Origin of the sequence: Brachybacterium sp. Z12, from assembly GCF_014400405.1 — a bacterium.
Taxonomy (GTDB): Bacteria; Actinomycetota; Actinomycetes; order Actinomycetales; family Dermabacteraceae; genus Brachybacterium.
Window position 1 is genome coordinate 621,401 of sequence record NZ_CP060496.1, and the last position, 25,116, is coordinate 646,516.

Below are 25,116 nucleotides of genomic sequence, written 5' to 3' on the forward strand. Positions count from 1 at the left end.
GCTTCCGCCAGCGTTGGCAGGTGCAGCGCCAGACGGCGAAGGGCAACTGCCCGCTCTATGCGTGCCTGATCTACCCGTTCCCGCGACTTCTCACGCGCTTCCCACGGCTTCCGCCTCCTCCAGCTTCTCCTCCACCTCGGCTTCGCGGGTTCGATGCTTCCGGGTCGACAACCACTTCGACAGGCCCAGCACAGCGATCAGCAGGACACCCCAGATGAAGTTCGACGCGAACGCCGAACCCGACCAGCTGCCCAGCGACATGTTGATCCCGGTCTGCAGCATCTGCATTGCGGCGGCACCCAGCAGGATCGCCCACAGGCGCCCGGTGCCGCCGTACGGGTCGATGCCCGCTACCACTGCGATGAGGATCGCCTGCATCAGGTATGAGCTCGCGAAGGACACGTTCGCGGCGTTCGTCGACGAGAACATGATCAACCCGGCGATGGCGGCCAACACTCCCGAGGCGGCGTAGGTCATCACGATCGTTCGAGTGACGGGGAGCCGTGAATACCGGGCGACCTTGTCCGACTCGCCGAGGGCGTACATGTGGAAGCCGGTGCGGGTCTTCAGGGTGATGCCCGTGCACAGGGCGAGCAACACCAGGAAGACCACGAACGTCATCGGCATCAGTACCACGGTGGCGGTGCTCAGCCCGCTCATGTATCCGTTGCCGAACACCGTGGCACCGTTCGTGATGCCGGTGCTGATCCCGATGAACACGCTCATCGTGCCGAGTGTGATGGGGATCGGATGCACTCTGAGCGTGGCGATCAGGAAGCCGTTGGTCAAGCCAGCCAACAGGCCAATGACCAGCGCTGAACCGGCCGCGGCCATGATTCCGAGGGCGCCGGCGTCGGGCCCCATCGCCTCGCCCACGAGCGCAGCGGTGATCGCTGCGCAATTCGCGACTGCGACGATCGACAGGTCGATGCCGCCGATGAGGAAGGTGATCCCGATGCAGATGGCGAGGATCGCCAGGGGTGCGATCTGCCCCATCATCGACTGCATGTTGCGCATTGTGGGGAAGGTGCTCGGTGCCAGGGCGCTGAGCGTCCCCGCGAGCACGACGACCAGAGCGCCGAGCAGCACGATGTGTGCGCGTGGTCCCAGACGTGCCTCGATCATTCCGACACCACCATTCCTCGTCGACGTTCGTTCCGGCGTTCTCTGAGCGCGGGGACACCGACGCCGAAGAGCACGAAGAGACCTATGAAGAGCTGCTGCCAGGCAGTGGGGATCCCCACCAGCACCAGGCTCGAACCCACGATGGTGATGAGCAGTACTCCGAGCAGGGTTCCCAGCACGCTGCCGCGCCCGCCGGTCACTGAAACACCGCCGAGGACCACGGCGGCGAGCACAGTCATCTCGACCCCGTTCAGCGAGGCCGGATCTGCGGTTCTGCTCATCGCTGCGTAGAACAGGCCAGCGAGGCCGGCGAGCGCGCCTGACAGCACGAAGGCGGTGACACGGATGCTGCGTACGGGGACGCCCATCCGCTCGGCCGCCTCCTGGTTGTCGCCGATCGCGTAGATGTAGCGGCCCCACCAGGTGCGGCTCAGCGCGAGGGCGAGCACCGCGGCGAGCACGATGAGGATGAGGACGGCGCCGTGGAGCGCGACCATGCGCCCGTTGTCGGATGTCCTGATCACCGCGAAACCGGAGAACTCCGCCATCTGCGCGGGCAGGCTCCGGAATCGGTCGGTGCCAACGAAGGCGAGCAGTGCTCCCCGGTACAGCGTCAGGGTGCCGATGGTGACGATCAGAGAGGGAAGCTTCAACCAGGTCACCAGCACGCCGTTGACGAGCCCGAGGGTGCCCCCGATAAGGACGGCGAGAGCCACTGCCAGCAGGAACGTGCCCTGGTAGTCGAAGGCCATCAGCGTGACGGTGGTGAGGTACATCGAGCTCACTGCGATGGCGGAGACCGAGATGTCGATGCCACCGGTGAGCAGCACGAGCATCACGCCCAGGGCCATCAGCCCGACGTAGACGGTGGAGCGTCCCAGGCCGAAGAGGTGCGCGAAGGAGAGGAAAGAGGGGTTGGCTATCGAGAAGATGATGACCGTGGCGATGATGACCGAGATCAGCAGCAGTTCGCGGCGGGCCAGGAGCAGCTCGATGAATCCACGGCCGGCTGGGGCGGTGGTGGTCGGTGCAGTCATGCCGCCTTCCCCTGTCCGTTGATGTCGATGATTCGTTCTTCGTCGATCTCGTCTGCTGCGTGCCGGGCGGTGATACGACCGTCCACGACGAACGCGATGTCGTCGCAGATGCTCATCAGCTCCGCGGGTTCGTCGGAGATGAGGAGCACCGCGGTGCCGTCATCCGCGACCGAGCGGACCAGGTCGTGGATCTCGGCTCGGGAGCCGACGTCCACGCCGACAGTGGGATTGTTGAGGATGAGCACGCGGGGCTGCGGAGCGAGCATCCGGGAAAGCAGGACGCGTTGCTGGTTCCCTCCGGAGAGGGCGGAGACGGGTGCTGCCACAGTGGGCGTCTTGATACGGAGGCGCTCCTTCCAGCGCGTGCCGAGCTCGCCGAGCTTCGGCACGGACTGGAGCCCACCGCGACCGGTCGTCTGGTCCAGTGAGTTCATGGCGATGTTGTCCGCGATGGACCAGTTCAGCATCAGACCTTCGGTGAGGCGGTCATCCGGCACGTACTGGATCGTTCGTTCGGAGCGCGCTTCCCGCAGCGGCGCCCCGTCCAACTCGATACGGCCCTGATCGATGGGGATCAAGCCGGCTAGAGCTAGCCCGATCTCGATCTTCCCGCAGCCGACGAGTCCGGACAGCCCGTGCACGCGCCCCGCATGAAGTTCGAGATCCACGTCGGCGAAGACGGAGCCCAGGCGCATCTGTCGCGCGGAGAGCAGGGGCTTCTCCGTGACCTCCCATGCACTCTCCCGGCGGACGTTCGAGACCGCGCTGCCAGTCATCAGATTCGAGATCCGTTCCTGGTCGAAGTTCGCGGCGGGCCCGCTTTCTACGACCTTGCCATCTCTGATGATCGTCACGTCGTCGGCGACCTCGACCACCTCTCGCAGCTTGTGCGAGATGAATACGAAGCTCAGTCCCTGGGAGGCGAGATGGCGGACGGTGCCGAGGAATGCGTCGATCTCCTTCTGGGTGAGCGCTGCCGTCGGCTCATCCATGAGGATGATCCGCCCGTCGGCGGAGACCGCACGGGCGATCGCCACCAGTTGGCGCTCCGCCGTCGACAGCGAACCCAGCACGGTCGACGGGGAGATCGTCAGGCCCAGGGTCTCGAGCGCGCTGCGAGTTCGTGCGATGTTCTTCCCGCGTGGGACGAGGCCGGCGGGATTCACCCCGCCGTCGAAGCCGATGTTGTCGGCGACCGTCATGTTCGGGAAGAGAGCGAAGTCCTGATAGATGACTCGCACGCCCTTGCGGAGGGCATCGCGCGGAGTGAGGTCCTCCAACAGCTCGCCATCCAGAGTGACCGTGCCGGAGTCCGGGGCATGGGCGCCGGCGATCACTTTGGTCAGCGTCGATTTGCCGGAGCCGTTCTCACCGACGAGGGCATGGATCGTCCCGCGGCGCACCTGGAAGGAGACGTCGTCGAGCGCGTGCACGGTGCCGAACGTCTTGGTGACGCCGTCGACCCGGACCGCGAAATCTGCGCGGTCCGGAGCGACGGCGTCGGGGCGATCAGTAGTCATAGTCGCCGGAGTTCTCCACAGTCACGTTGATCCAGGCCTTGTCGCCGTAGATCACCTTGTCCTCGATGCTGATCGCCGAGTAGCCCTCGACGCCGAGGTCGGCACCCTCCTCGACGGTCCCGCCGTCGAGCAGCATCTTGGCGATCACGTTCTGGGCGTAGGCGGCGAAGCCGGGGTCCCAGAACTGGATGACGTCGATCGCGCCGGATTCCAGGAGATCCACCGTGTCCTTCGGGGTTGCGGTGCCGACCACGGCGATCGAGTCCTGCAGGCCGGCTTCCTCGACGGCCTGGCCCACGCCGACCACGTCGGTGGAGGCAGAACCCTGCACACCCTTGAGGTTCGGGTGGGCGCTGAGCAGCTCTTGCATGCCCTCGTAGGCCTTCTGGGCATCGTCTGAGGTCTCGACGCGGTCCCCGACGAGGGTCATGTTTGGATAGTTCTCCTCCTGGTGCTTCTTCGCCGCGTCGACCCACTCCATATGAGTGGACGAGGAGAGCGAGCCGACCATCTGGGCGTACTCACCCTCTTCGCCCATGGCCTTGGCGAGCTCATCCATGAGGTTGATGCCGTATTCGTCGTTCTTGAACGCCTCGATGTCGTAGTCGGCGTTCTCGATCGTCGGCGCCTCATGAGTGATCACGATGATGTCGGAATCCATCGCCTTCTTGAGGACCTGCTCGACGGCGTCGGGTTGGAACGGGGTCACGCAGAGGGCTGCGACACCGGAAGCGATGAGGTCCTCGATCACGCGAACCTGCGCTGCGGCGTCGGCCTCAGCGGAGCCCTGGTAGTAGGCATTCTCGTCGGTGTCCTCGGCGTAGAGCTTGACGCCCTCCTCCATGCGGTTGAACCACGGGATGCCGGTGAGCTTCGGGACCGTGACCACAGCTCCGCTCGCGTCACCGCCGCCACCCTCGCCATCGATGGGAGCGGCGGGGTCGGCGCCCTCCTCGGTGGTGCCGCAGGCCGCAAGGGCTGCGGGCAGGGCGAAGACGCCGAACCCGGCGTAGAGCATGGAGCGGCGGCTGGGAGTGGTGCGGGAAGTGCGGGACATGATGTCCTCCTATGAAGAGTTGATGCAGCGGATGCGGGTCAGGCTGAACGGGTCTCGAGGTGATCGATGAGGTCGTCGAGGAAGCGGAGCGCAGCGACCTGTCCGGGATCCTTGCGGCCGACGGAGCGCTCGCCGACCCATGCGGCACGGCCTCGCAGGGAGTGCTTGTCGGCGTAGTCGGAGACTGCGGCGGACACCGCTTCGCGGGCCGCTCGCGCCCGTTCGACGGGATCTGCGCCCGGTGTCTCGGCGAGGGAGGCGCGGATGGCGTCGATGGCATCGAGCACCGTCTTGTCGCCTACGTCGGCTCCACCGCGCTGGGCGACCCGCTCCTGAATCTTCTCGACCAGGGTCAGGGGTTCGATCTGCTCAGAATCGGCGGCGGCAGCGGCAGCCAGGGTTGCGCCACCGATCAGCGCGGCGAAGGTCGAGGGGTTCGCCGAGGCGAAGGCTGTGCCGGCAGCGCGGAGCACCTCGCGGGACGAAGCACCTGCGGGGAGGGAGAGCAGCGCCTCACGAACGGCCTCTGCGCCGGAGGTGACCGTGATGCCGAGGTCGCCGTCGCCGAGAGCAGCGTCCAGGTCCCGCAGTTCGTCATTGTGAGCGGGGAGCCGGGTTGCGACGGCGACAAGGGTCTCCCGGAGCGGCCCGGGTGATTGGACCGTCTCGATCTCGCGGTCGGTTCCCTTGGACGTTGACGGAGCCGGTGTCTTCGTCGCGGCCATGCCTTTCGCGCGGCGCCGAACTCCCGGTGGGATTCCCGTGCGTGAAGAACGGCGAGTCGGCGGGCTGCGAGATGAGGTCGGAGAGCTCGTCGTCGAGGTGGCAGATCGATACTGACGCTCCCGCCATCTCAAGGCTGGTCGCGTACTCGCCGACGAAGGTGTGCACGATCTCGACACCGCGTTCAGCGAGGGTGCGGTGCACGCGTCGGTAGATCAGGTACAGCTCCTCGAGAGGAGTCGATCCGAGTCCGTTGACCAGTACCGCGACTCTTGTTCCGGTGGTCAGGGGAGCTCCTTGACCAGCTCGACCATGAATCGATCGGTGATCTCGTCGGCGGTCTCTAGCGGACCGCGATGGTGCCCGGGTTCGCCATGGATGCCGATCCCGACCTCCATCTCCCCCTCGTCGAGGGTGAACGTCGGTTCGCCGGCTGCCGGGAGGATCGTGGGGAGAGGCCGACGCCCATGGTGCGGGTGCGATCCACGGTGCGCTGGGCGATCTCGGTGACGGTGGCCAGGTCATCTCCGCGCTCGGCCGAAGCGCCAGCAGTCTTGTATGCGAAGAACAGGCCGGCGACGCCGCGACGCGTGCTCGCCTTCTCCGTGGGTGCGGAGAGGATGTCGTCGGTGCCGACCACGGTCGTCGTTCGGACGTCGTCGGCCGAGGAGAGATCTGCGGCGAGATCGAAGGTGTACACGTCGCCGCCGTAGTTCCCGTAGAGATACAGCACCCCGGCACCGTCATCGCTCGCGAGCGTCGCAGCGTGAATCTGCTCGGGGGGGGGAGGAGAAGACGTTCCCGACGGCGACGCCCGAGGCGAGACCGCGGCCGACGTAGCCGAGGAACAGGGGGAGATGCCCGGATCCGCCACCGGTGACGATGCCGACCCGTCCTGAGGTCCCTGCGTCCGCGCGCACGATCGCCCGGCGATCTGCGTCGGCAGCGCGCAGCTGGTCGGGGTGCGCCAACAGGATCCCGTCGATCGTCTCGTCGACGAAGTCCTGAGGGGCGTTGATGATCTTGCGCAACACGTTCTCCTTGTCGGGAAGGCAGGCCACTGAGGTGAACGTCGTCGTCATCGGCTGGCCGTGGAGCTGGTGATGTTGCGTACCGCCCCGTAGGATGCTCAGATGAGCACGACGGCGTGCTCCTATGCGCAAAGCTATGGTGAGTGTCCGACGGTGTCAACTGTCACGTCGGAACGCATCCGATCTGAGACCAAGGGAGGTGCTCGGCCTATGCGAACTGCGCCTTTCCTCGGGCACGCTGACGGCAGCGATGCGGCGCGCGGCGATGCGATGACCGAGGACCAGCTGCTGGCCGAGCTCGGGCGGCTCTACTATCTCGAGGACGTCTCGAAGGTCGATCTGGGCCGACGCTTCGACCTGTCGCGCTTCAAGATCGCCCGCATGCTCGCGAAAGGAAAGGAGCGGGGGATCATCCGGATCGAGATTCATGAGCCCACACAGAACCTTCCCGAGCTCGCGGAACCCCTGAAGACGACGCTCGGGCTCCCGCTGGTCCAGGTGATCGAGTCCAAGGGAACGTCCGCGCAGGTGCGCGACGCCGTCGCCCTGATGGCTGCGCAGCTCATGCGGGAATCCCTTGAAGACGGGGACGTGGTGGGCATGGGCGGCGGCCAGACGATGCACGCGCTCGGTGCGCAGGTCCGAGAGACTCCGGCGATCACCGCAGTGCAGCTGGTCGGCACCCTCCCCTCGAACTCGCCGATGGCACCTCTGGAGCAGCTGCGGCCCGGGGTCGAAGAGGCCGGCGGCACCGTGCACACCTTCGGCGCTCCGATGTTCGCCGGAAGCGTCCAGCGCCGGGACAACTGGATCTCCCAGCTGGGCGCCGTTCGTGAACTCTACGAACAGCTCGATCTTGCCGTGGTCGGCATCGGTGCGTGGAGCCAGTCGAAATCCACCCTGCGCACGGCCTACCCGCCAGCGGTGCGCGCCCAGCTCGACGACGAGGCGCCGGTCGCTGAAATATTGGGGCACTGGTTCACCGCCGACGGCGCGGTGGTGGCACAGGACATCACCCGGATGAGCGTCACCACCGAAATCCACCAGCTCAGCGCCGCACCACACGTCGTCGCCGTAGCCGCGGGCAGGGAGAAGGCGCGGGCGATCATGGGGGTCGCACGATCAGGGCTGATCACAGGGCTGATCACGGATCGTCATGCGGCGGAAAGAATGCTGGAACTCGCGGGGGCTCGGTAGTGGTCAGGCAGACGTCAGCGCTGAACGAACGGCTCGTCGGAGCTCAGGATCCACGATGTACAAGTAGGTCCCCCTCATGCCGCGGGTGAGCAGCACCCGATAGACGTTGGTGATGTATCGCAGCAGGTCCTCGTCGGACGTTGTCTGGCCGCGCATCCTGTTGGAAGCCTTGCCCTTGGCGTCGAAGTAGCTATCGCGATTTGCGATGAGCCGACCGCTCGCGGGATCGATACGCAGGTCATTCCCGATGATCACGCCGGCATAGTTCAGGTCGTACCCGGACGGTATGTATCGAGCCGACCTCTTCGAGGGAGGTCTTCGAGGCGATCCAATCGACGTCGGAGACGTTCCAGTCGAGGGCGACGCCATCGAGCTCGATGTCGTGCTCTCCCGACTTGTTCTTGCTCCGCCACTTCCAGGCATAGCCGGCCACGAGGCGGGCGAGGCCGTACTCAGCGTCCCGCTCGCGGATTCTCTCGTGCATAGCGCCGAGGTCATCGAACAGCTGGAACTCGTACTCGCCGAGGTCGGGTATCGATGCCGGAGGCTCATCGGAGATCAGCGCGCGAGCGAACTCGAGATACTCCTTGCCGCCCTTCACGCGCATCTGGGTATCGAGTGGATAGAGACGCTTCTGCTCCCGTGCCTCGCTGATGACCTGCGCGAAGACCTTGGGTTCGATATCGATCGGCCGCACGCTCTGCGCCGTGTCCAGCAGCAGGATGGTGTGCCGGGCGCGTTTGCGGATCCAGTCGAGCTGGTTGATCGAGTAGTCGTCCTCCTCCTCACCGAACAGACGGCGGGAGATCTCGCCGTATCGAGCGGTCAGAGTGCCGTGCGACTGCGAGCCTCGCTGGGTGAGACGGTGCGCTTCGTCGACGACGATCACATCGAAGTCCTCGTCGGCATCGGCCACGTCGTAAGGAGTGAGGACCTGCGCGCCTCGCAGTGCGGGCGCTTTGCGGAACACCCGGGTGATCGACTTCCGCAATGACTTCTGAGGGACGACGAGACCGATCCGGAGCCCTTGGAATAGGTCCCGGTTCCCCTCGACGAAGAGGTCGGAGAACATCGAGTCACCGTCGATGTCATCCTTCGGATCGAACTCGGCGAGGTCGCGCAGCAGCTTCATGAGATAGATGCCGACGATGGTCTTCCCCGTGCCCGGATCGCCCTGGACCGCTGAGAGCGTGCGGGCGCCAGTCTGTAAGTCCTCGACCAGACCCTCCATGATGGCGAGCACCGCGATGCCCTGCTCGGTGTTGAGTGCCTTGTACGGGGAGAGCTTGAAGAGATCGGAATTCTCGATCTCGGGGATCGCTCGCTGGAAGTATCCGAGGTCGCGGAGTTCGTCGAAGACCTCCTTGAAGGTGTCGTTGTACTCGCTACGCTGGTAGTAGTCCTGGTTGGTGACGCCTTCATTGAGGTTGAGGAGTTTGAAGCGCCCGTCACCGTCCAGGAGGCGGATGAGGAAAGACTCGAGGTCGAGACATGCTGACGCGTTGAACCGGTCGTCGAGCACCACCCGAACCTCGCGCAGGTGTTGCTTGTTCTCCGTCTTGAGGTGTTGCCGTATCCGTCGCTCGGCATTGCCGGTCTCGCCGACGTAGATGTCCGTGCCGTCCTCGAGCAGGTAGACCACCGGCCAGTTGGTGAAGCGCGGGATCCGTTCGCCCGCCTCGGCGACCGAATCGGACGTGAAGCTCAGTTGCTCGATCTCAAAGGCGGTCATACTTCGTGCTCCGACCCTTGGCCTTCTCCACCGGGTACTTCTGCCCGGTACGCTCTAGCTTTGCGCGGATAATCTGTTCAGGATCGAGCTCGAGCTTGTCCGCGAGCAAGAGCGCGTAGGTGAGGACGTCAGCCAGCTCGTCGGCTACCTCGCCGCGATCAGCGTCGGCGTTCCACTGGTAGCACTCGAGGAGCTCGCCCGCCTCGATGTTGATTGACTTCGCGAGATTCTCCGGGGAGTGGAACTGCTGCCAGTCGCGTTCGGTCATAAAGGCGCGCAGGGTCTCGACGAGTGGTTCGTTGGTCACGTCTGCAACCTAGCATTCACGCGATCCACCGGGCAGACCGAGTCTTCAGCTCGATGCGAGATTCGTGCGCCCTCGAGGTGAAATCCGGTGTCGGACATCAAGGCTTGCTCCCGGAGCTCTGTTGGCCCAAGATCGCCTGGCTCGTGCGGTAGTCGTCCGCTTCGGCATCGGTGCGGAACTCGAGCACCGAGACGTTCTGTTTCCTCAGGGACTCGAGCACCTCCTCAGGAGTTACGCGGAAGAACTCCTTACGAGTATTCACCTGGTTCAGGCGCTGAGCGGAGAAATCGCGGTGCAGCTGTGCCTCGATCCCCACTGCGTCGTTGGCGAAGAACAGGGCATGCACGTCGAAGGTGAAGGGGACCGAGGCGTCCCCAAGCTCCTTGACCCTGTCCATCGGATCGAGCCGCCTGGTCATACCGATCTTGACGACGCCTTCTCCGAATGCGCCGATATTGGAGATGACGTAGACGTAGCCGGCACGGATGTTCGCGGCGCGGTAGTCGGCCTGCGCGATCTCCTCATCGATCAGGCTGAGTTTTGCCAGGAGCTCGTCGGCCTGAGCGACATCGCCTGCCGCGCGAAGCCGGCTGATCGAGTTGAGGTAGTGGGAGCGCTCCTTCTCGAGCAGCTCCTTCTCCGCGCGCAGCTCTTGCTCTGCCCGTCTCTGCTCGCGAAGCTCTTCGCGACGTTCCCGATCAAGGGCCTTGTCCGCGGCGACCGCCTCCTGGTGTCGGGCCGCGAGGTCGATCTCCTGGAGGCGTAGGCGGTGGTATCTGTGGTCGACGGAGAGGTCGATCATCGTGCCCTGCTTCTCGATCTGCTCCTTCGCCCTGGTGAGGCGCTTGATCGCGGGCGCAAGATTCCCGGTCTTCACCGTCTTGACCGCGTTCTCCGCTTCCGCGTTGTAAGCACGCAGCATGATGCGGCGCATCTGATTGACGAAGGTCTTCCCCTTCGCGGTGGAATCGTTGAAGACGAATCCGGTGGCTGCGTGGATCGCCTTGTCGTATTTGTTGCTCTCCTTGACCTTCGCGCGCACATCGGCGAGCTCGGACGCCAACGATGCTGATGCCTCCGCAACGTGCTCGTAGTCGTAGAGTCCGCGGGCCTCGAGCTCGATACGGTCGCGGGCGATGATGATGTCCCTCTCGACCGTTGCGAGCTTCGCCTCTGCGCGGGAGATCTGATCCTGGAGCTTAGATTTCAGTGCGGTCGCCGCACGTTCGTGTTCGCTCAATCGGGCGCGCTGCTCTGCTTCCCGCTCGCGCAGGGCGTCGATCCTTTGGGAGACGTCTGCTGCCTCGAGCCCGCCGAGCTCGCGAGCAACTCGTTCGAGAGCCTCCACCCGACCGTAGAGAATCTTGGTCTCTGCCTGAAGGTCCGTCGCGATCTTCTTCGCAGAGAACATGGTGACCTTGGCAGTCGCCGCTGCCGATAGCGCGGCTTCGGGGTTGTTGCCGAGCGCTGCTCGAGCGTCGACCTCGGGTGGGCTGGCGACGTGAGCTTCGGGAAAGTTCTCCATAACAGGTGCCATCTTGATCTGGGCGGGCTGAACGGGCGGCAGGGGATCATCACTCCGCGCTCCGTGATCGGTCACCGCGTCTCGCCAGCGCGTGCTGTCCCACCAACGCATCTCGTGCCTGCCCGACGGGTCTGGGTACCAGCCCGGAGGCGTTATGTCCTGCTCCTTCATTGCCCCTCGTCTTCACATCCGGTGGCAGAATCTGCCACAGCCAGCGCATTTCGAGCGCGAATCCCAGCGCTTTCCCCATCATGCATGACTGATGGGACATATGAGCAGGACTTAACCTCGATCTTTCACGGTGCTGTTGAGCGGCGGTGTCCGGCGGTGGTGTCATAGCGTCGAAGCAACACTCCCGGTCGGCGGAGGTCTGATCGGTGGAGTGTGCGGATGGCGCGGGTGGGGTTGTCGTTCGGTGACAGGTCGGAGATCTCGACGGCCTCGAAAGCGGGCTGGTCGGTGCGGAGGATCGTCCGTCACCTGGGGCGTTGCCCGTCGGTGATCTCGCGGGAGCTTCACCGGAACTCGACGAAGACCCGCGGCTACCAGGCCGTGACCGCAGACGTCAGAGCGCAGCGTCGGCGGGCTCGCCCGCAGCAGCGGAAGGTCGCGGGGGATCCGGTGCTGCAGGCGAGGGTGGACGCCGACCTGGCCGCGTCCTGGACGCCGAACGAGATAGCGGGCCGGTTGCGCCTGGAGGCCGCAGACCCGACCGTTCAACGCATGGCGAACTCTCCTGACGCACGCGGCCGAACCGTCTCCGGTGAGGCTATCTACCAGTACATCTACGCGATCCCGAAGGGTGAGCTCGCCCGCAAGGGCATCTTCCTGCAGTCCAAGCGGACCAAGCGCCGACCACGTACGACCGGGCGGACGCGCGGTGGCCCAATCGTAGGAATGGTCCCGATCGCGGAGCGAGGTGAGGGCGCCGCCCAGCGTCGGGTGCCGGGGCACTGGGAGGGTGGCCTGATCATCGGGAAGAACGGCACCTCGTGCGCGTCGACGCTGGTGGAGCGGATGATCGGGTTCACCGGGCTGCTGGCCCTGCCCTCGAAGCACGCCGAGCCAACCGCTGACGCGGTCATCGAGTTTTTCAACGACCTGCCCGAGATGATGAAGGCATCGTTGGTGTGGGACCAGGGCAGCGAGATGGCCCAGCACGCGAAGGTCTCCTGGCCACGGCGATGCCGGTCTACTTCGCCGATCCCCACTCGCCCTGGCAGAGGCCCAGCAACGAGAACACCAACCGGCTCTACCGGGAGTATCTGCCCAAGGGCACGATCCCCGATCACCAGCCCTACCTCACCACCATCGCCGAGGAGATCAACAATCGACCCCGCCGCCGGCTGGGCTATCTCACGCCCACCGAGGCATTCGCTCGACTGCTCGTCGGCGAGCCCCATGTTGCTTCGACGCCTTGACATCGCCCACGTCGACGATTTCGGAAGGGCCTGGTGTTGCGGGGCGTGACGTTGTGGGCGCCTGTGCGGAGGCGAGAGGCCCGGGACGTATCCACCGCCCCGGGGGCCTACCCCCGGTTCGTGGACACGGGGGTTGTTTGTCCGGTTTCGGGCGCACTGCGCTGCCACCACAATGGACCCCATGCCACCGCTGCCCTTCTCCGAGGACACCCTTCGCCTGCGCGCCGGTGACGTCCTGTTCCATCGCGGTCTCCAGTACGCCGAGCAAGGTCGGGTCGCACTGGTCTCGGCCGGGTCGCGCAGCGCCGTCGCGATGGTGATGGGAACGCAGGAGTACACGGTGCGGCTTTCCGTCGCTACCGGTCGCCTCACCGGCTCGTGCATCTGCCCGTTCGCGGAGGTCCAGCCGATCTGCAAGCACATCGTGGCCGCCACTCTGCTCTGGCTCCAGGACTCCGACCCGTCGGCCACCGAGCCTGCCGCGGAAACAGCGCCTCAGGCGCCGGATCTGCGCGAGTTCCTGCTCGCCCAGGACCGCGAATGGCTCGCGGACCAGCTGCTTGCTGTCACACAGGATGACCCCACCCTGCACGCACAGCTGCTCATCGCCGCCGGAGCCGACCCCGAGCCCGGGCGCTGACGATGGACAACCCGCCGGCGGAGTCATCCACGCCCGGCAGGAGCTCTTCGAAGCCGTCGAGTGCGAGCAGAGCGAGTCGCGCCGCGGCCTGTGAGGCACCGAGCTCGAGCAGCTCCTCGACGCCGTCCAGCACCTCCTCGATGCCGGTGAAGAAGTCATGCGCTTTGTAGTAGGAGACGAACCCGCCTGTATCCAGAGAGCTGAGGAGCTGCCTGCGCACGGCATCCTCGTCGACGCTGTCCGAGGAGATCCACCTGCGCGCCACACAGGCGTCCCCAGGAGACTCGCGAGAGCTCGCACAGGACCTCGCGCAGCGAGCGCTGACCAGTGACCTGGACGTGTTCCGCGATGCCGCTGAGCAGTACCGCGACCTGCTCGGCCCCGAAGGACTCGAGCAGTTCCGCGACGCGGTGGAGGAGCGCTGGCGCAGCCTCAGCGACGATGACCGTGCTCACCGCTACCAGGTCGCGGCGCAGCGCAGACGAATCGCCGAGGCGATCGGCGGCACCGACGGTCTGATCGCGCTGCTGAGAGCGGAGCTCGACACCGACAGTGACGCTGCCGCACTCATCGATGTCCTCCTGGACGCACAGCGCATCGATGACGCGGTGCTCGAAGCACGGGCACTGCTGGAGCGCTTCGGTGACAGCGCCCGATTCCGGGCCGTCGCCGCCGAGGCCTTCGCCCGTGCGGGCCGACACGACGAGGCTGCCGAGCTGTCGTGGACGAACTTCGCCGAGCAGCCCTTCCTGCGCACCTTCCAGTCCCTCAAGCTCAGGAGCGGACCCACCTTTGCGCACTGGCGAGAGCAGGCTCTCACCATCCTGCAGGAGCAAGCCGGCGAGCACGGCACCTGGCCGTCGTTCGTGGGCGTGCTGCTCTGGGATGAGGACATGCCTCGCGCCTGGGAGACGGCGGCCGAGCACGGGGCTCGAGACTCCGCATGGCTGACCCTCGCCCGGTGGCGAGCGAGCGCCGACGGGGCGGAGGCAGCGCGAGTGCTGTACGACCTCGCACGGGCGTCCATCGCCGGCGGGCAGCGTTCCGCATACGCGGAGGCGGCGCAGCTGCTCACGGAAGCACAGGGCTACGTCGGCGGCGCCGACGCCAAGGCGCTGACGGCGCAGATCCGCGACCTCCGCGCCCAGAACCGTCGGCGCTGCTGATCGACGAGGACACCTCCGCCACGAACATGATGTTCCGCGACGAGCGGATGCGCGTCTTGGCCCCTGACGAGCGGATGCGCGTCTTGGCCCCTGCCGAGCGAGAACCGATCACCCTCTTCGTGGACCGGGTCCGACGGCTGCTTCTCGAGCGCGGCGTCTCCACGGTGCTGGTCGCCGGCGGCCGACGTGTTCGCTGCAGCGTGTCCCCGCATCCCTGCCCCGGGCACGCTGGGCCCACCCCATCACGGCTACCCCGGCCACCCCGGCCACCTCGGCCGTCCTGCCCGGCCCCGCCCGCTCGAGCTCCACGCGGCCGTGAACCGCTACCGGGGGCTGCGGCTCGCGGGCCCCGCGCCGTCGGATGTGCGCTGAACTCTGTCCTCGAAGGGTGGTTCTGAGTAGGATTAAGTCCTACTCGAGATGCAGGAGGCGCCATGCGCACCACGAAACAGCTCAGCATCACCCTCCCTACGGGTATGGCTGATGCGGTGAAGGAACGCGTCGCATCGGGCGCGTATGCGAGTGAGAGCGAAGTGCTCCGCGACGGCCTGCGCGCCCTGTTCGCCCGCGATGAGGCCGTGGAAGCTTGGCTGCGCTCTGACGTTGTCGCGGCGTATGACGAGCTGCGTGCCGACCCGTCGCAGGCGATCAGCGCCGACGACATGCGCGCCCATCTCTCGAAGGTGCACGAGAATCGCACTGCGTCGAGCGAGGCATGACCTGTCGCATCGTCTACTCTCCGCGAGCACGAGAGCAGCTGACCGACCTCTATACGTGGATCGCCGATGAGTCCGGGTATCCGGAACGCGCCGCTGGCTATGTGGCCGCGATTCTCGACTACTGCGACGGATTGCTCGTCTTCCCGTACATCGGCGAGGCGCGCGATGACCTCCGGCCCGGTCTGCGCACGATCGGGTTTCGCCGCCGGGTCGTGATCGCCTTCGCGGTGACAGAGGAGACCGTCGAGGTGCTCGGCATCTACTACGGCGGACGCAACTATGAAGCCCTCATTGCCGCAGAGCCCCAGTAGTCACCCCGAAGCGCTGTCCGTGCCTCATGTCGAACTCTTGTGTGCTGATCTGGACTGGGCGCACGAGTGTGGTCGATCGAGTCAGCGAACCAGCTCCTCCTCTCCGGTCGCGAGAGGCGGTGACGGGATGCCTCGCTCACCCCGCCCACTCCAGGAACTCTTCCGCCGTCACCACCGGCTTCTCCCACCGCGCCGCGTTCTTCGCCTTCGACGACTGTGACCCGGCTTCGGCCACCACCAGCACGTCCGTCCGCGCCTTCGTGAGCGTCGGCACCGCCACGAGCCCGCGCGCCTCGGCCATCGCGTGCAGCTGCTCCTTCTCGAGCCATCCGTGCGTCGCGGAGACCACCGTTCCGGAGAAGCACACCCGAGCCCCCGGCACCAGCACGTCGGTTACGACCACGGGGCCGCCCACCTCGAACCACTCCGGCAGCACCCGCACCTCGAAGTGCTGCTCCACTCCGCGCAGACGCTCCACCACCTCCGCATCGGGAGACAGCACCCGCTGCCACGCCCCCTCGAGCAGGCGCGCGAGCACCGCGGCGGAATCGTCCTCGGCACCGAGGTTCCCGCCCACCACGAAGCCCGTCGGCGCCGTCATCCCCTCAGACCCGCTGGTGCGGGAGAGCAGGTAGCCGTGCCCGTGCACGAGCTGTCGGAACGCGGTGCCGGAGCCCGGCAGGTCGGTGCCCGCGCTGCGCACGCGCCGCACCGCATCGCGCACCGCCCGGGCCCGCTCGAGCGCCGTCGGCGCCTTCAACCGCGCGAGCTCCTCCTCGATGAGCAGGCCGCCCGGCAGCTCGAACCCCAGCGGGATCGGTTCCACGATCCCGTTGCGCTTGAGCTCGAAGTCGATGTGCGCGAGCTGCTGATCCACCCCCACTCCCACCGGGATGCGCCCGGCCAGCAGCGAGCTGAGCGCCGGCCAGGCTTCGGCCAGCAGTGGTGCGAGCTGCACGTCCCGGGTGGTGATCCCGAACTCGGAGCTCGCGCCGAACAGGTCGCTGGTGGGGTTGATGACCGTGGTCGCCTCGTCCCCGTCGTCGGTCACCACGGCGATCTCGACAGGGCGCGGGCGCCACCGGTCCCCTTCGGTGCCCACCGTGAGCACCGACAGGTACGCCTCGCCGAGCACGCCCGCCTGCGCGGCGCCGGTGGCGAGATAACGCCGCACCCGCTGGTCGGTCTTCAGATCGCGGGGAGCACCTCGCGCTTCAGCACCAGGCCCTCGAGGTTCGTGCAGCGCGACAGCGCCACGTACAACTGCCCGTTGGCGAAGGTGCCGCCGGTGAGGTCCACGACCACCCGGTCCAGGGTCTGCCCCTGGGACTTGTGGATGGTGATCGCCCAGGCGAGCTTCATCGGCAGCTGCGTGAAGGTGCCGACCACCTGATGCACGAGCGAGCCGCCGTGGACGCTGGGGCGGGTGATGTCCCAGGTGTGCCGGCGCACGGCGACGGTGCGGCCGTTGCGCAGGAGCACGGTGATGACCGGCCCGTCGTCATCCGCGCCGATCGCGGTGATCCGGCCCAGCGTCCCGTTCACCCAGCGGCTGCCGCCGTCGTTGGTCAGCATCATCACCTGCGCACCGACGGCGAGCGAGAGCGACGCATCGGTGGGGTGCTCGAAACCGTCGGTGTCCCCGCTGATCTGCGCGGTGAAGAGCTGTGCCGGATCGGGGAGGCGTTCGAGCATCTGCCGGTTGCGGGCGCCGACGATCCGGTTGGTGGTCGCGAGCGTCAGCCAGAACTCGTCGAGGTCCGGTTCGAAGTCTGCGGCGGTGCGCCGGTTCAGCTCCGCCCGTGCCTCCTCCAGCAGCGTCCCCTCCCGCACGGCGTTCAGCAGATCGACCAGCCGGTCATCGCCTTGCTGCCGGAACACGGTGCCGAGCTCCACCACCGGGAACGTCGCGGCATCGAACGAGCGGGCGGAGAAGAAGAACGGGGTGCCGAAGCGCTCCTCGATCCACGCCGCCTCGTGATCGGTGACCACCGGCGGCAGCTGGTACAGATCCCCCACCAGCACCAGCTGCACCCCGCCGAAGGGTTCGCCCGGCCGCGGACCGAACCGCTCGAGCGCCGCGGTGAGCGCATCGAACAGATCCGCCCGCACCATCGAGGCCTCGTCCACGATGAGCGTGTCCAGCTCCTTGAGCGCTTTCGCGAAGCGGCCCGGGTAATAGCCGCCGCCGCGCACCATCTCCTCGCTCACGCCGATCGGGAAAGAGAACAGGCGGTGGATCGTGTACCCGTCGACGTTCAGCGCCGCGATCCCCGTGGGCGCGACCGTGATCGTGCGCCGCGCAGTGGTCTCCAGGTAGTGGCGGATCAGCGTGGATTTACCGGTGCCCGCTTTGCCGGTGAGGAACAGGTGGTGCCCGGCATGGAGGTGATCGAGCGCGGCCTGGAACTCCTCGGTGATGGTGAGGGGCGCGGCCGACGGTGCGGGCGTGATCGACGGTGCGGGCGCCATCGAGGGGGCAGGCTCGGCCGGCGGGGCGGCGGGCGCCTCGACGGGCGCGGTGACGGGGTCCGGTGCGGTGGCGACGACGGTCTTCGGGCTCCCCGCCGACGAGAGCGCCTCCCCACGCATCGCCTCTCGATACTGCGCGACGAGCGCGGCGCTCAGCCGGCCGCGATCGCCGACGGGGATGCCCTGCGCACGCGCCCAGGCACGGACCGCGGTGGGCGAGATGTCGACAGCGTCGGCGGCATCGTGCGCGGCAGGGACCGAATCCTGCGGGTCGGGCGGTCCCGCCGGCGCCGGGGGCTGCGCCACAGGGTGGCCCGGACCCGCCAGGGCACCGGCGTGCAGCGCACGCGTCGCGGTGAGCGGGGCGTCGTACCCCGTCCGTGCATCCAGCGCGAGGTACTGCGCGAGCAGGTCCGCGGTGGCGAAGGCGTCCCCGAGCGCGGAGTGGGCGCCCTGGAGCGTCACCCCCAGCGCCGCGCAGCAGTCCGGCAGCCTGCGCCGCTGCAGCTGCGGTAGGTACAGCGTGCTGCCCTGCAGTGTGCAGTAGGTCGTGAAGCGTGGCATCGGCAGCCCGGCGCGGGTGAACTCGGCGCGCAGGAAGCCGATGTCGAACTCGGCGTTGTGCGCGACGACCACGAGATCCTGCAGGGCCGTCCCGACCGTGATCGCGAGGTCCCGGAATCGGGGTGCGTTCGCGACGTCGGCGTCGGTGATGCCGTGGATGTGGGTCGCGCCGACGGGACCGTCCGGATGGAAGCGCGCGGTCCACTGATCGATGACGCGTCCGTGCTCGTCGGCCCGCAGGATCGCGAGTTCGAGGATCCGGTGACGGTCCGGGTCGAGCCCGGTGGTCTCCACGTCGACGACTGCGAACCGGGGCACCGCGGGCGAGGTGGGGGAGTCAGCTTCCGCCGTCGAGGGAGTGCGACGGAGAAGATGATCGAGCAGCCCCACAGGAGCCCCTTCCGGAACAGTGACAGACGTTCTCTCGATCATCGCAGAAGCGGCTGACGCTGCTGAACCACGCCGCGTACCCTGGGAGCACCACGACATGGGAGGCCTCGTCATGACCGCTCGATCCGGAGATCCCACTCACGTACCGTTCCCTGGGCCTGGGGAACCCTCCGTCCCACAGCTCGAGGATGATGAGACGACGGCGCCCCGCCCGGAGGAGGAGATCGCGGATCAGCTGCGGTCCGAGCCCGATCCGAACGGCCATCCTCACGACGGCTGACACGCAGCGCACCGCATGAGTTCGGTCGCCCCGGTGGGGCCATGACTCCCGTGGTGGGTCTGCATGATGGCTCAGCATGCAGCTCCCGCCGCGCCAACGGCGATGTGCCACGATCGCGTCATGCTGCACGCCCCTGCTCTCCGACTCGCCACTGCTGACGATCTCGAGGTCCTCGCCGCTCACGATCGGCACCTCCGGGTCGAGATGCTCAGCGCCGCGATCGAGGCCGGTCGCGTGCTCGTCGCCGAGGCGGCCGAGGGGATCCTCGGATGGCTCCGATGGGGGCTCTTCTGGGACGAGATCCCGTTCATGAACATGCTGTTCGTGTTCGAGCCGGCCAGGGGTCGCGGGCTCGGCGGCCGGCTGGTCGAGGACTGGGAAGAGCGTGCGCGGGCCGACGGTCACGGCGCGGTGCTGACCTCGACCCGGTCCGACGAGCCAGCCCAGCACTTCTACCGCCGCCGCGGCTGCGCGGACGCGGGCGCCCTGCTGCTCCCAGACGAGCCCACAGAGCTCATCCTGCGCAAGGAGCTCCGCTGAGGCCCCATCTCATCCTTGGCGCAGCGACGTTCGGGCGGTCTCGCGGACCGCGTCCGTGAGCGCCTCGGGCGCGCGGTTGTGGCCGGAGCCGCTGCCGCCGATGAGCTCGACGTCGACTGGGCGAGCGTGCGCCGCCGCAGCTGCGGCAGATACAGCGTGCTGCCCTGCAGGGTGCAGTAGGTGGAGAAGCGCGGCATCGGCATCCCGGCACGGGTGAACTCGGCGCGCAGGAACTCCACGTCGAACTCGGCGTTGTGCGCGACCACCGCGAGGTCCTGCAGCGCGGCCCCGATCGTCATCGTGAGGTCAGTGCGGCAGGCGACGGAGTGCGCCGGCGAATTCGATCAAGCGGCCCCACAGCCAGTCTTTCCACGCAGAACAGCGACGATCTGCTGATCATCCCAGAGCGGCTGACCGTCCACGGGGTCGGTGGTCCCTCCGCCCGCGCAGATATGTCACCCACATCACGGTGCTCGCGCAGTGCGCATCTTCTCCCGGAAGAAACCGCAGGCCACCTGCGCCCGCGTCCGATCCACGACGCACACCGCCGCGCCCCCGCGGCCGGGAGGCGGGCCCGTCGGCCCCTGTACCCACCCCTCATCCAGTGCTACGCTCCCGCTTGGAAACGTTTCCATCAATGAAGATGTGAGGAGCTGGAGATGTCGCGACCCACGATCAAGGACATCGCCGCCGAGGCCGGAGTGGCGCTTGGCACCGCCTCGCGCGCCCTGTCCGGGAATGGCTCCGTCGCCGCCGGGACCCGCGAGCGGGTGCTCGACGCCGCCGAGCGCCTGAACTACATCCCCAATGCCCAGGCCCGCTCCCTGCGCTCCGAACGCACCGAGACCATCGGCCTGCTGATACCGGACGTGCGCAACCCCTTCTTCGCCGAGCTCGCCCACGTGGTCGAGCGCGAGGCACGCGCCTCGGGCCTGTCCGTGGTGCTGTGCAGTGCCAACGAGGACCCCGAGCTGATGCGCGAATACATGCTGGTGCTGCGCCGCCAGCGCGTCGACGGCATCATCGTGGCCCCCTTCTCCACCGCCCACGTCACCCTCCACACCGTCCAGCAGGCCGGGATGCCGCTGGTCTTCGTGGACCGCACCATCCCCGGCATGGACGTGCCCGCCGTCGTCTCCGATACCGGCCCCGCGATCCGCGAGGCCGTCGCGCACCTCGTGGGCGGGGAGCGCAGCGCCTGGGATTCCTCTCCGGCCCCTCCCAGACCACCACCGGTGTGGAGCGCCTGGCCGAGTTCACCGCCGCGGCCGCCGAGGCGGGCGTCGAGACCGTCATCGAGCACGGCGACTTCCAGGAGGAATCCGGTCGCGCGGGTATGCGCGCCCTGCTCGAGACCGGCGTGGACGCCGTGCTCACCGCCGACTCCCGGATGACGCTCGGCGCCGTGCGGGTCTGCCTCGAAGCCGGGATCACCCCGTCGGCCGGTCTGCCCTTCGTCGGATTCGACGACATCGCCCCCTTCACCCTCCTGCAGCCGCCCCTGCCGCTGATCTGCCAGGACCTCGAAGGGATGGCCACCACCGCCGTGCAGCTGCTCGAAGCACAGCTGCGCGGCGAGCGCCCCCAGACGGAGCATCGCCTCCCCGCCCACCTCAGACTCACCCCCGCCACCACCATCACGGAAGCCGAGGTCCCCCACCATGACTGACGCGCAGCCCGCACTGCTCACCCTCGAGGGGGTGAGCAAGTCCTTCGGCCCGGTCACCGTCATCGACGACGTCACCGTGCAGGTCCGCACCGGCGAGGTCGAGGTGCTCCTCGGCGAGAACGGCGCCGGCAAGTCCACGCTGATCAAGATGATGTCCGGCATCTACCAGCCGGACTCCGGCCGCATCCTCGTCGACGGCCAGCCCGTCCAGCTCCCCGACGTCAAGGCCGCCGAGCGCCACGGCATCGCCACCATCCACCAGGAGCTGAACCTGGTGCCGGAGCTCAGCGTCGCCGAGAACATCACGCTGGGCCGCACCCCCAAGCGGCTCGGCATGGTCGACCGCAAGGAGATGCGCCGCATCGCCCAGGCAGCCCTGGACCGGATCGGCCTGGACGTCGACCTCGACCAGCCAGTCGGCGAGCTCGGCATCGCCCGCCAGCAGCTCGTCGAGATCGCCAAGGCCCTCTCCCAGGACGCCCGCCTGCTGATCCTGGACGAGCCCACCGCGGCGCTCACCGGCCGCGAGATCGACGCCCTGTTCCGCGTGGTCCACGAGCTGAAGTCCCGCGGCGTGGGCATGGTCTTCATCTCCCACCACCTCGACGAGATCCCCCGCATCGGCGACACCGTCTCCGTGCTGCGCGACGGTAAGTTCATCGCCCAGGTTCCGGCCGACACCAGCGAGGACGAGCTCGTCTCCCTCATGGTGGGCCGCGACATCGACGACCAGTTCCCCCGCCGCCGCGCCGAGACCCAGGGAGAGGTGCTGCTCGAGATCGAGGGCCTCAGCAGCGAGGACAAGTTCTCGGATGTCGGCTTCTCCGTCCACGCCGGAGAGGTGCTCGGCATCGCCGGGCTCGTCGGCGCCGGCCGCACCGAGGTGCTGCGCGCCGTCTTCGGCGCCGACCCCTACGACACCGGCACCGTCACCCTCCAGGGGAAGAACCTCCCCGGAGGGGACGTCGGCCGCTCGATCGCCCGGGGCCTCGGCCTCGTGCCCGAGGACCGCAAGTCCCAGGGCCTGGTGCTGGACGCAGGCGTCGGCGAGAACGCCGGTTACGCGACCCTCCGCTCCACCGCCAAGCGGGGCCTCGCCGACCGGCGCGGGCAACGCGCCCGCGCCGCCAAGGTCACCGAGCAGCTCTCGGTGCGGATGGCCGGGCTCGACCAGCCCATCCGCAACCTCTCCGGCGGCAACCAGCAGAAGGTCGTCTTCGCCCGCTGGGTGATGGCCGGTTCCACCGTGCTGTTGCTGGACGAGCCCACCCGCGGCGTCGACGTCGGCGCGAAGGTCGAGATCTACGAGCTCATCAACGAGATCACCGAGAACGGCGGCGCCGTCGTGATGGTCTCCAGCGAGCTGCCCGAGGTGCTCGGCATGAGTGACCGCATCCTTGTGATGAGCAACGGCCAGGTCGCCGGGATCCTCGACGCCGACGGCGCCACCGAGGACGCCGTGATGAGCCTCGCCGTCTCCGCAGTCACCTCCGCTGTCACTTCCACGAAGGACGACCCGGCCCCCACCTCCGAGGCGTCCTGACGGGCCCCGCCCGCCCCCATCGTTCCCACCTCCGAAAGGAGCCGCGGCCATGACTGCGACCACGACCTCACCGACCTCCACCCCGGCCCGCAAGCGGCCCACCACGCTCAGCCGCCTCGGCCACTGGGCCATGAACAACGGCGCCCTGGTGGGCCTGATCCTGCTGTGCATCGGGCTCTTCATCGCCACCCCGGCGTTCCTGACCGTCCCGAACCTCATCAACATCGGGATCCAAGCGTCGGTGGTCGCGATCCTGGCCTTCGGCATGACGTTCGTGATCGTCACCGCCGGGATCGACCTGTCCGTCGGCTCCGTCGCCGCGCTCGGCGCGGTGGTCTCCGCCTACTCCTTCGCCTCGCTGAACCTGCCCGGCATCCTCACCCTGGTGATCGGGCTGCTGGTGGCGCCGCCGCCGGCGCCATCTCCGGCCTCTCGATCGCCTACGGCAAGCTGCCCGCCTTCATCGCCACCCTCGCGATGATGAGCGTGGCCCGCGGCCTGACCCCTGGTCATCTCCGACGGCACCCCCATCGCCACCTCCGAGTCCGTCTCCTTCATGGGCGGCACGATCGGCGGCTTCCCCGTCCCGATCCTCGCCATGGTGGTCGCGGGGTTGCTGTGCTGGTTCATCCTCACCCGCACCGTGCTGGGCCGCTCGATGTACGCCATCGGCGGCAACGAAGAGGCCGCACGCCTGTCCGGCCTGCCCGTCAAGCGCATCCTCGTGACCGTCTACGCCCTCTCCGGCCTCTTCGCCGGCCTCGCCGGCATGGTCCTGGCCGGGCGCCTCTCCTCCGCCGGCCCCCAGGCCGGTGTGGGCTACGAGCTGGACGCCATCGCCGCCGTCGTGATCGGCGGAGCCTCCCTCGCCGGCGGCTCCGGACGCGCCACCGGCACCCTCATCGGCGCGATCCTGCTGGCCGTGATCCGCAACGGCCTGAACATCCTCAACGTCTCGTCCTTCTGGCAGCAGGTCGTGATCGGCCTGGTCATCGCCCTGGCCGTCGGCTTCGACGTGCTGCGCCGCAAGACCTCCCGCTGAACCGCGAAACCCCGGGGAGAACGACCTCCCCTCGACAAAGGAGATCGCCATGATCACCATCACCAAGTCCATGACCAGCCGTCGCGGCCTGTTCGCGCTCACCGCCGCGGCCGCCGCCGGCGTCACCCCACCACCGCCTGCAACCGCGGCGGCGACGCGGAGGGCGCGGGCGAGCGCGTCATGCTCGCCGTTTCCACCCAGACCAACCCCTTCTTCGTCCAGCTAGTCGACGGTGCGCAGGCCGAGGCCGAGGCACAGGGCCTCACCCTCGAGATCCAGGACGCCTCCGACGACTCCGCCACCCAGGCCGACCAGCTCGCCAACGCCATCACCCAGGGCGTCAGCCTGGTCATCGTCAACCCCACCGACTCCGACGCGGTCGCCACCTCCGTCGAAGCGCTGAACAACGCGGACATCCCCGTCATCGCCGTGGACCGCAACGCCGCCTCCGGCGAGCTCGCCAGCTTCATCGCCTCGGACAACGTCGCCGGCGGCACCCAGGCCGCCGAGGCGCTCGCCGCAGCGATCGGCGAGGAGGGCGAGATCATCGTGCTGCAGGGCGTGCCCGGCTCCTCCGCCTCCCGCGACCGCGGCCAGGGCTTCACCGAGGGCATCGAGCAGTTCGAGGGCATCACCGTGGTCGCCCAGCAGACCGCGAACTTCGACCGCGCCGAGGGTCTGAACGTGGCCACCAACCTCCTCCAGGCCAACCCCGGCGTGAAAGGCATCTTCTGCGAGAACGACGAGATGGCGCTCGGCGCCATCGAGGCGCTCGGCGACCGCGCCGGCACCGACGTGATGATCGTGGGCTTCGACGGCACCACCGAGGGCGTCGCCGCAGTCGCCTCCGGCACCCTGCATGCGACCATCGCGCAGCAGCCCGAGGAGCTCGGCAAGCAGTCCGTGGCCGAGGCCGTCAAGGTGCTCGCGGGTGAGGACACTGAGGACGAGGTCTCCGTTGAGGTCGTCACCGTCACCGAGGACAACGCGGGCGAGTACGAGTGAGCTCCCGCGGCGTGATCACGGTGGTCGGCTCGATCAACGTCGACCTTCTCTCCCAGGTGCGCAGGCACCCGCTGCCGGGGAGACTCTCCACGGCACCGGC

The 25,116-nt window shown here is 67.7% G+C and carries 25 protein-coding genes and 4 pseudogenes; 15 read left to right on the top strand and 14 right to left on the bottom strand.

What is annotated here, in order from left to right; all coding sequences use genetic code 11:
• Nucleotides 1–90: 90 nt before the first annotated feature.
• From H3H54_RS03310 to H3H54_RS19410, 7 genes and pseudogenes are all read right to left on the bottom strand, one after another.
• On the bottom strand, nt 91–1,125 hold the full coding sequence (locus H3H54_RS03310) for an ABC transporter permease (RefSeq protein ID WP_262425502.1): 1,035 nt from the start codon (nt 1,123–1,125) through the stop codon (nt 91–93).
• Nucleotides 1,122–2,162 (bottom strand): ABC transporter permease, encoded by a 1,041-nt coding sequence (locus H3H54_RS03315; protein ID WP_262425503.1) that lies wholly within the window; start codon nt 2,160–2,162, stop codon nt 1,122–1,124. The genes H3H54_RS03310 and H3H54_RS03315 overlap by 4 nt, the downstream gene beginning before the upstream one ends.
• Nucleotides 2,159–3,682 (bottom strand): sugar ABC transporter ATP-binding protein, encoded by a 1,524-nt coding sequence (locus H3H54_RS03320; protein WP_262425504.1) that lies wholly within the window; start codon nt 3,680–3,682, stop codon nt 2,159–2,161. Before H3H54_RS03320 ends, H3H54_RS03315 begins: the two co-directional genes overlap by 4 nt.
• Nucleotides 3,672–4,739: an autoinducer 2 ABC transporter substrate-binding protein gene (locus H3H54_RS03325; RefSeq protein WP_262425505.1), complete on the bottom strand. Its 1,068-nt coding sequence runs from the start codon at nt 4,737–4,739 to the stop codon at nt 3,672–3,674. The genes H3H54_RS03320 and H3H54_RS03325 overlap by 11 nt, the downstream gene beginning before the upstream one ends.
• 38 nt (nt 4,740–4,777) lie before the next feature.
• Entirely contained in the window at nt 4,778–5,464 is a 687-nt protein-coding gene (locus H3H54_RS03330) for a DAK2 domain-containing protein (protein ID WP_262425506.1), read from the bottom strand.
• Nucleotides 5,465–5,573: 109 nt separating this feature from the next.
• Nucleotides 5,574–5,780 (bottom strand): annotated as a pseudogene (locus H3H54_RS03335) (dihydroxyacetone kinase subunit DhaK); the annotation flags it as partial.
• Nucleotides 5,747–6,544: pseudogene (locus tag H3H54_RS19410) on the bottom strand (dihydroxyacetone kinase subunit DhaK). The pseudogenes H3H54_RS03335 and H3H54_RS19410, both read right to left, overlap by 34 nt.
• Nucleotides 6,545–6,703: 159 nt before the next feature.
• Here H3H54_RS19410 and H3H54_RS03355 point away from each other — a divergent pair.
• Nucleotides 6,704–7,690, top strand: a complete 987-nt coding sequence (locus tag H3H54_RS03355) for a sugar-binding domain-containing protein (RefSeq protein ID WP_262425509.1) — start codon at nt 6,704–6,706, stop codon at nt 7,688–7,690.
• 3 nt (nt 7,691–7,693) lie between these two features.
• Here H3H54_RS03355 and H3H54_RS18635 read toward each other — a convergent pair whose 3' ends face one another.
• The 4 genes from H3H54_RS18635 to H3H54_RS03370 form a co-directional block, all read right to left on the bottom strand.
• Nucleotides 7,694–7,945, bottom strand: coding sequence for a DNA/RNA helicase domain-containing protein (locus H3H54_RS18635; RefSeq protein WP_316249126.1), 252 nt, complete (start codon nt 7,943–7,945; stop codon nt 7,694–7,696).
• Nucleotides 7,929–9,422: a DNA/RNA helicase domain-containing protein gene (locus H3H54_RS03360; protein WP_316249127.1), complete on the bottom strand. Its 1,494-nt coding sequence runs from the start codon at nt 9,420–9,422 to the stop codon at nt 7,929–7,931. The genes H3H54_RS18635 and H3H54_RS03360 overlap by 17 nt, the downstream gene beginning before the upstream one ends.
• Nucleotides 9,409–9,690 carry a nucleotide pyrophosphohydrolase gene (locus H3H54_RS03365; protein ID WP_395963708.1) on the bottom strand — a complete coding sequence of 94 codons (282 nt, stop codon included), beginning with the start codon at nt 9,688–9,690 and terminating at the stop codon, nt 9,409–9,411. Before H3H54_RS03365 ends, H3H54_RS03360 begins: the two co-directional genes overlap by 14 nt.
• Nucleotides 9,691–9,826: 136 nt before the next feature.
• The gene (locus H3H54_RS03370) at nt 9,827–11,425 is read right to left on the bottom strand and encodes a DUF4041 domain-containing protein (RefSeq protein WP_262425511.1); all 1,599 of its coding nucleotides are present in this window, start codon (nt 11,423–11,425) and stop codon (nt 9,827–9,829) included.
• 219 nt (nt 11,426–11,644) lie between these two features.
• On the opposite strand from H3H54_RS03370, the pseudogene H3H54_RS03375 reads away from it, so the two are divergent.
• The 3 genes and pseudogenes from H3H54_RS03375 to H3H54_RS03385 all read left to right on the top strand — a co-directional run.
• Nucleotides 11,645–12,367, top strand: a pseudogene (locus tag H3H54_RS03375) (IS30 family transposase); the annotation flags it as partial.
• A gap of 71 nt (nt 12,368–12,438) precedes the next feature.
• Complete coding sequence (locus H3H54_RS03380; RefSeq protein ID WP_262426561.1) at nt 12,439–12,675, top strand: hypothetical protein; 237 nt, start codon at nt 12,439–12,441, stop codon at nt 12,673–12,675.
• Nucleotides 12,676–12,856: 181 nt separating this feature from the next.
• Nucleotides 12,857–13,315, top strand: coding sequence for an SWIM zinc finger domain-containing protein (locus tag H3H54_RS03385; protein ID WP_262425512.1), 459 nt, complete (start codon nt 12,857–12,859; stop codon nt 13,313–13,315).
• Here H3H54_RS03385 and H3H54_RS03390 read toward each other — a convergent pair.
• The gene (locus H3H54_RS03390; RefSeq protein ID WP_262425513.1) at nt 13,278–13,535 is read right to left on the bottom strand and encodes a hypothetical protein; all 258 of its coding nucleotides are present in this window, start codon (nt 13,533–13,535) and stop codon (nt 13,278–13,280) included. The genes H3H54_RS03385 and H3H54_RS03390 overlap by 38 nt on opposite strands.
• A 118-nt stretch (nt 13,536–13,653) precedes the next feature.
• Between H3H54_RS03390 and H3H54_RS03395 the strand changes: the two genes are divergently transcribed.
• From H3H54_RS03395 to H3H54_RS03410, 4 genes are read left to right on the top strand one after another with little or no spacing between them, the layout of a single operon-like run.
• Nucleotides 13,654–14,481 carry a hypothetical protein gene (locus tag H3H54_RS03395; protein WP_262425514.1) on the top strand — a complete coding sequence of 276 codons (828 nt, stop codon included), beginning with the start codon at nt 13,654–13,656 and terminating at the stop codon, nt 14,479–14,481.
• A gap of 47 nt (nt 14,482–14,528) precedes the next feature.
• Nucleotides 14,529–14,879, top strand: coding sequence for a P-loop domain-containing protein (locus H3H54_RS18640; protein ID WP_316249197.1), 351 nt, complete (start codon nt 14,529–14,531; stop codon nt 14,877–14,879).
• A gap of 36 nt (nt 14,880–14,915) precedes the next feature.
• Entirely contained in the window at nt 14,916–15,200 is a 285-nt protein-coding gene (locus H3H54_RS03405; RefSeq protein WP_262425515.1) for a type II toxin-antitoxin system ParD family antitoxin, read from the top strand.
• Complete coding sequence (locus H3H54_RS03410; protein WP_262425516.1) at nt 15,197–15,511, top strand: type II toxin-antitoxin system RelE/ParE family toxin; 315 nt, start codon at nt 15,197–15,199, stop codon at nt 15,509–15,511. Before H3H54_RS03405 ends, H3H54_RS03410 begins: the two co-directional genes overlap by 4 nt.
• 136 nt (nt 15,512–15,647) lie before the next feature.
• On the opposite strand, the gene H3H54_RS03415 is transcribed toward H3H54_RS03410, so the two are convergent.
• Nucleotides 15,648–16,685, bottom strand: a complete 1,038-nt coding sequence (locus H3H54_RS03415; protein WP_262425517.1) for a hypothetical protein — start codon at nt 16,683–16,685, stop codon at nt 15,648–15,650.
• A 14-nt stretch (nt 16,686–16,699) separates the two neighbouring features.
• A complete protein-coding gene (locus H3H54_RS03420) occupies nt 16,700–18,865 on the bottom strand; it encodes an exonuclease domain-containing protein (RefSeq protein ID WP_262425518.1) in 2,166 nt (721 codons plus the stop codon).
• 472 nt (nt 18,866–19,337) lie between these two features.
• On the opposite strand from H3H54_RS03420, the gene H3H54_RS03425 reads away from it, so the two are divergent.
• The 7 genes and pseudogenes from H3H54_RS03425 to H3H54_RS03455 all read left to right on the top strand — a co-directional run bounded on the left by H3H54_RS03425 (nt 19,338) and on the right by H3H54_RS03455 (nt 25,016).
• Nucleotides 19,338–19,757, top strand: a complete 420-nt coding sequence (locus tag H3H54_RS03425; RefSeq protein ID WP_262425519.1) for a GNAT family N-acetyltransferase — start codon at nt 19,338–19,340, stop codon at nt 19,755–19,757.
• 659 nt (nt 19,758–20,416) lie between these two features.
• Nucleotides 20,417–20,926 (top strand): annotated as a pseudogene (locus H3H54_RS03430) (LacI family DNA-binding transcriptional regulator); the annotation flags it as partial.
• Between the two features lie 68 nt (nt 20,927–20,994).
• A complete protein-coding gene (locus H3H54_RS03435) occupies nt 20,995–21,426 on the top strand; it encodes a substrate-binding domain-containing protein (protein WP_262425520.1) in 432 nt (143 codons plus the stop codon).
• Complete coding sequence (locus tag H3H54_RS03440) at nt 21,419–22,969, top strand: sugar ABC transporter ATP-binding protein (RefSeq protein WP_262425521.1); 1,551 nt, start codon at nt 21,419–21,421, stop codon at nt 22,967–22,969. Before H3H54_RS03435 ends, H3H54_RS03440 begins: the two co-directional genes overlap by 8 nt.
• Before the next feature lie 49 nt (nt 22,970–23,018).
• Nucleotides 23,019–23,450, top strand: a complete 432-nt coding sequence (locus tag H3H54_RS03445; RefSeq protein ID WP_262425522.1) for an ABC transporter permease — start codon at nt 23,019–23,021, stop codon at nt 23,448–23,450.
• Between the two features lie 48 nt (nt 23,451–23,498).
• Nucleotides 23,499–24,011, top strand: a complete 513-nt coding sequence (locus H3H54_RS03450) for an ABC transporter permease (RefSeq protein ID WP_262426393.1) — start codon at nt 23,499–23,501, stop codon at nt 24,009–24,011.
• A gap of 180 nt (nt 24,012–24,191) precedes the next feature.
• A complete protein-coding gene (locus tag H3H54_RS03455; protein ID WP_262425523.1) occupies nt 24,192–25,016 on the top strand; it encodes a substrate-binding domain-containing protein in 825 nt (274 codons plus the stop codon).
• The last annotated feature ends 100 nt before the right edge of the window (nt 25,017–25,116 follow it).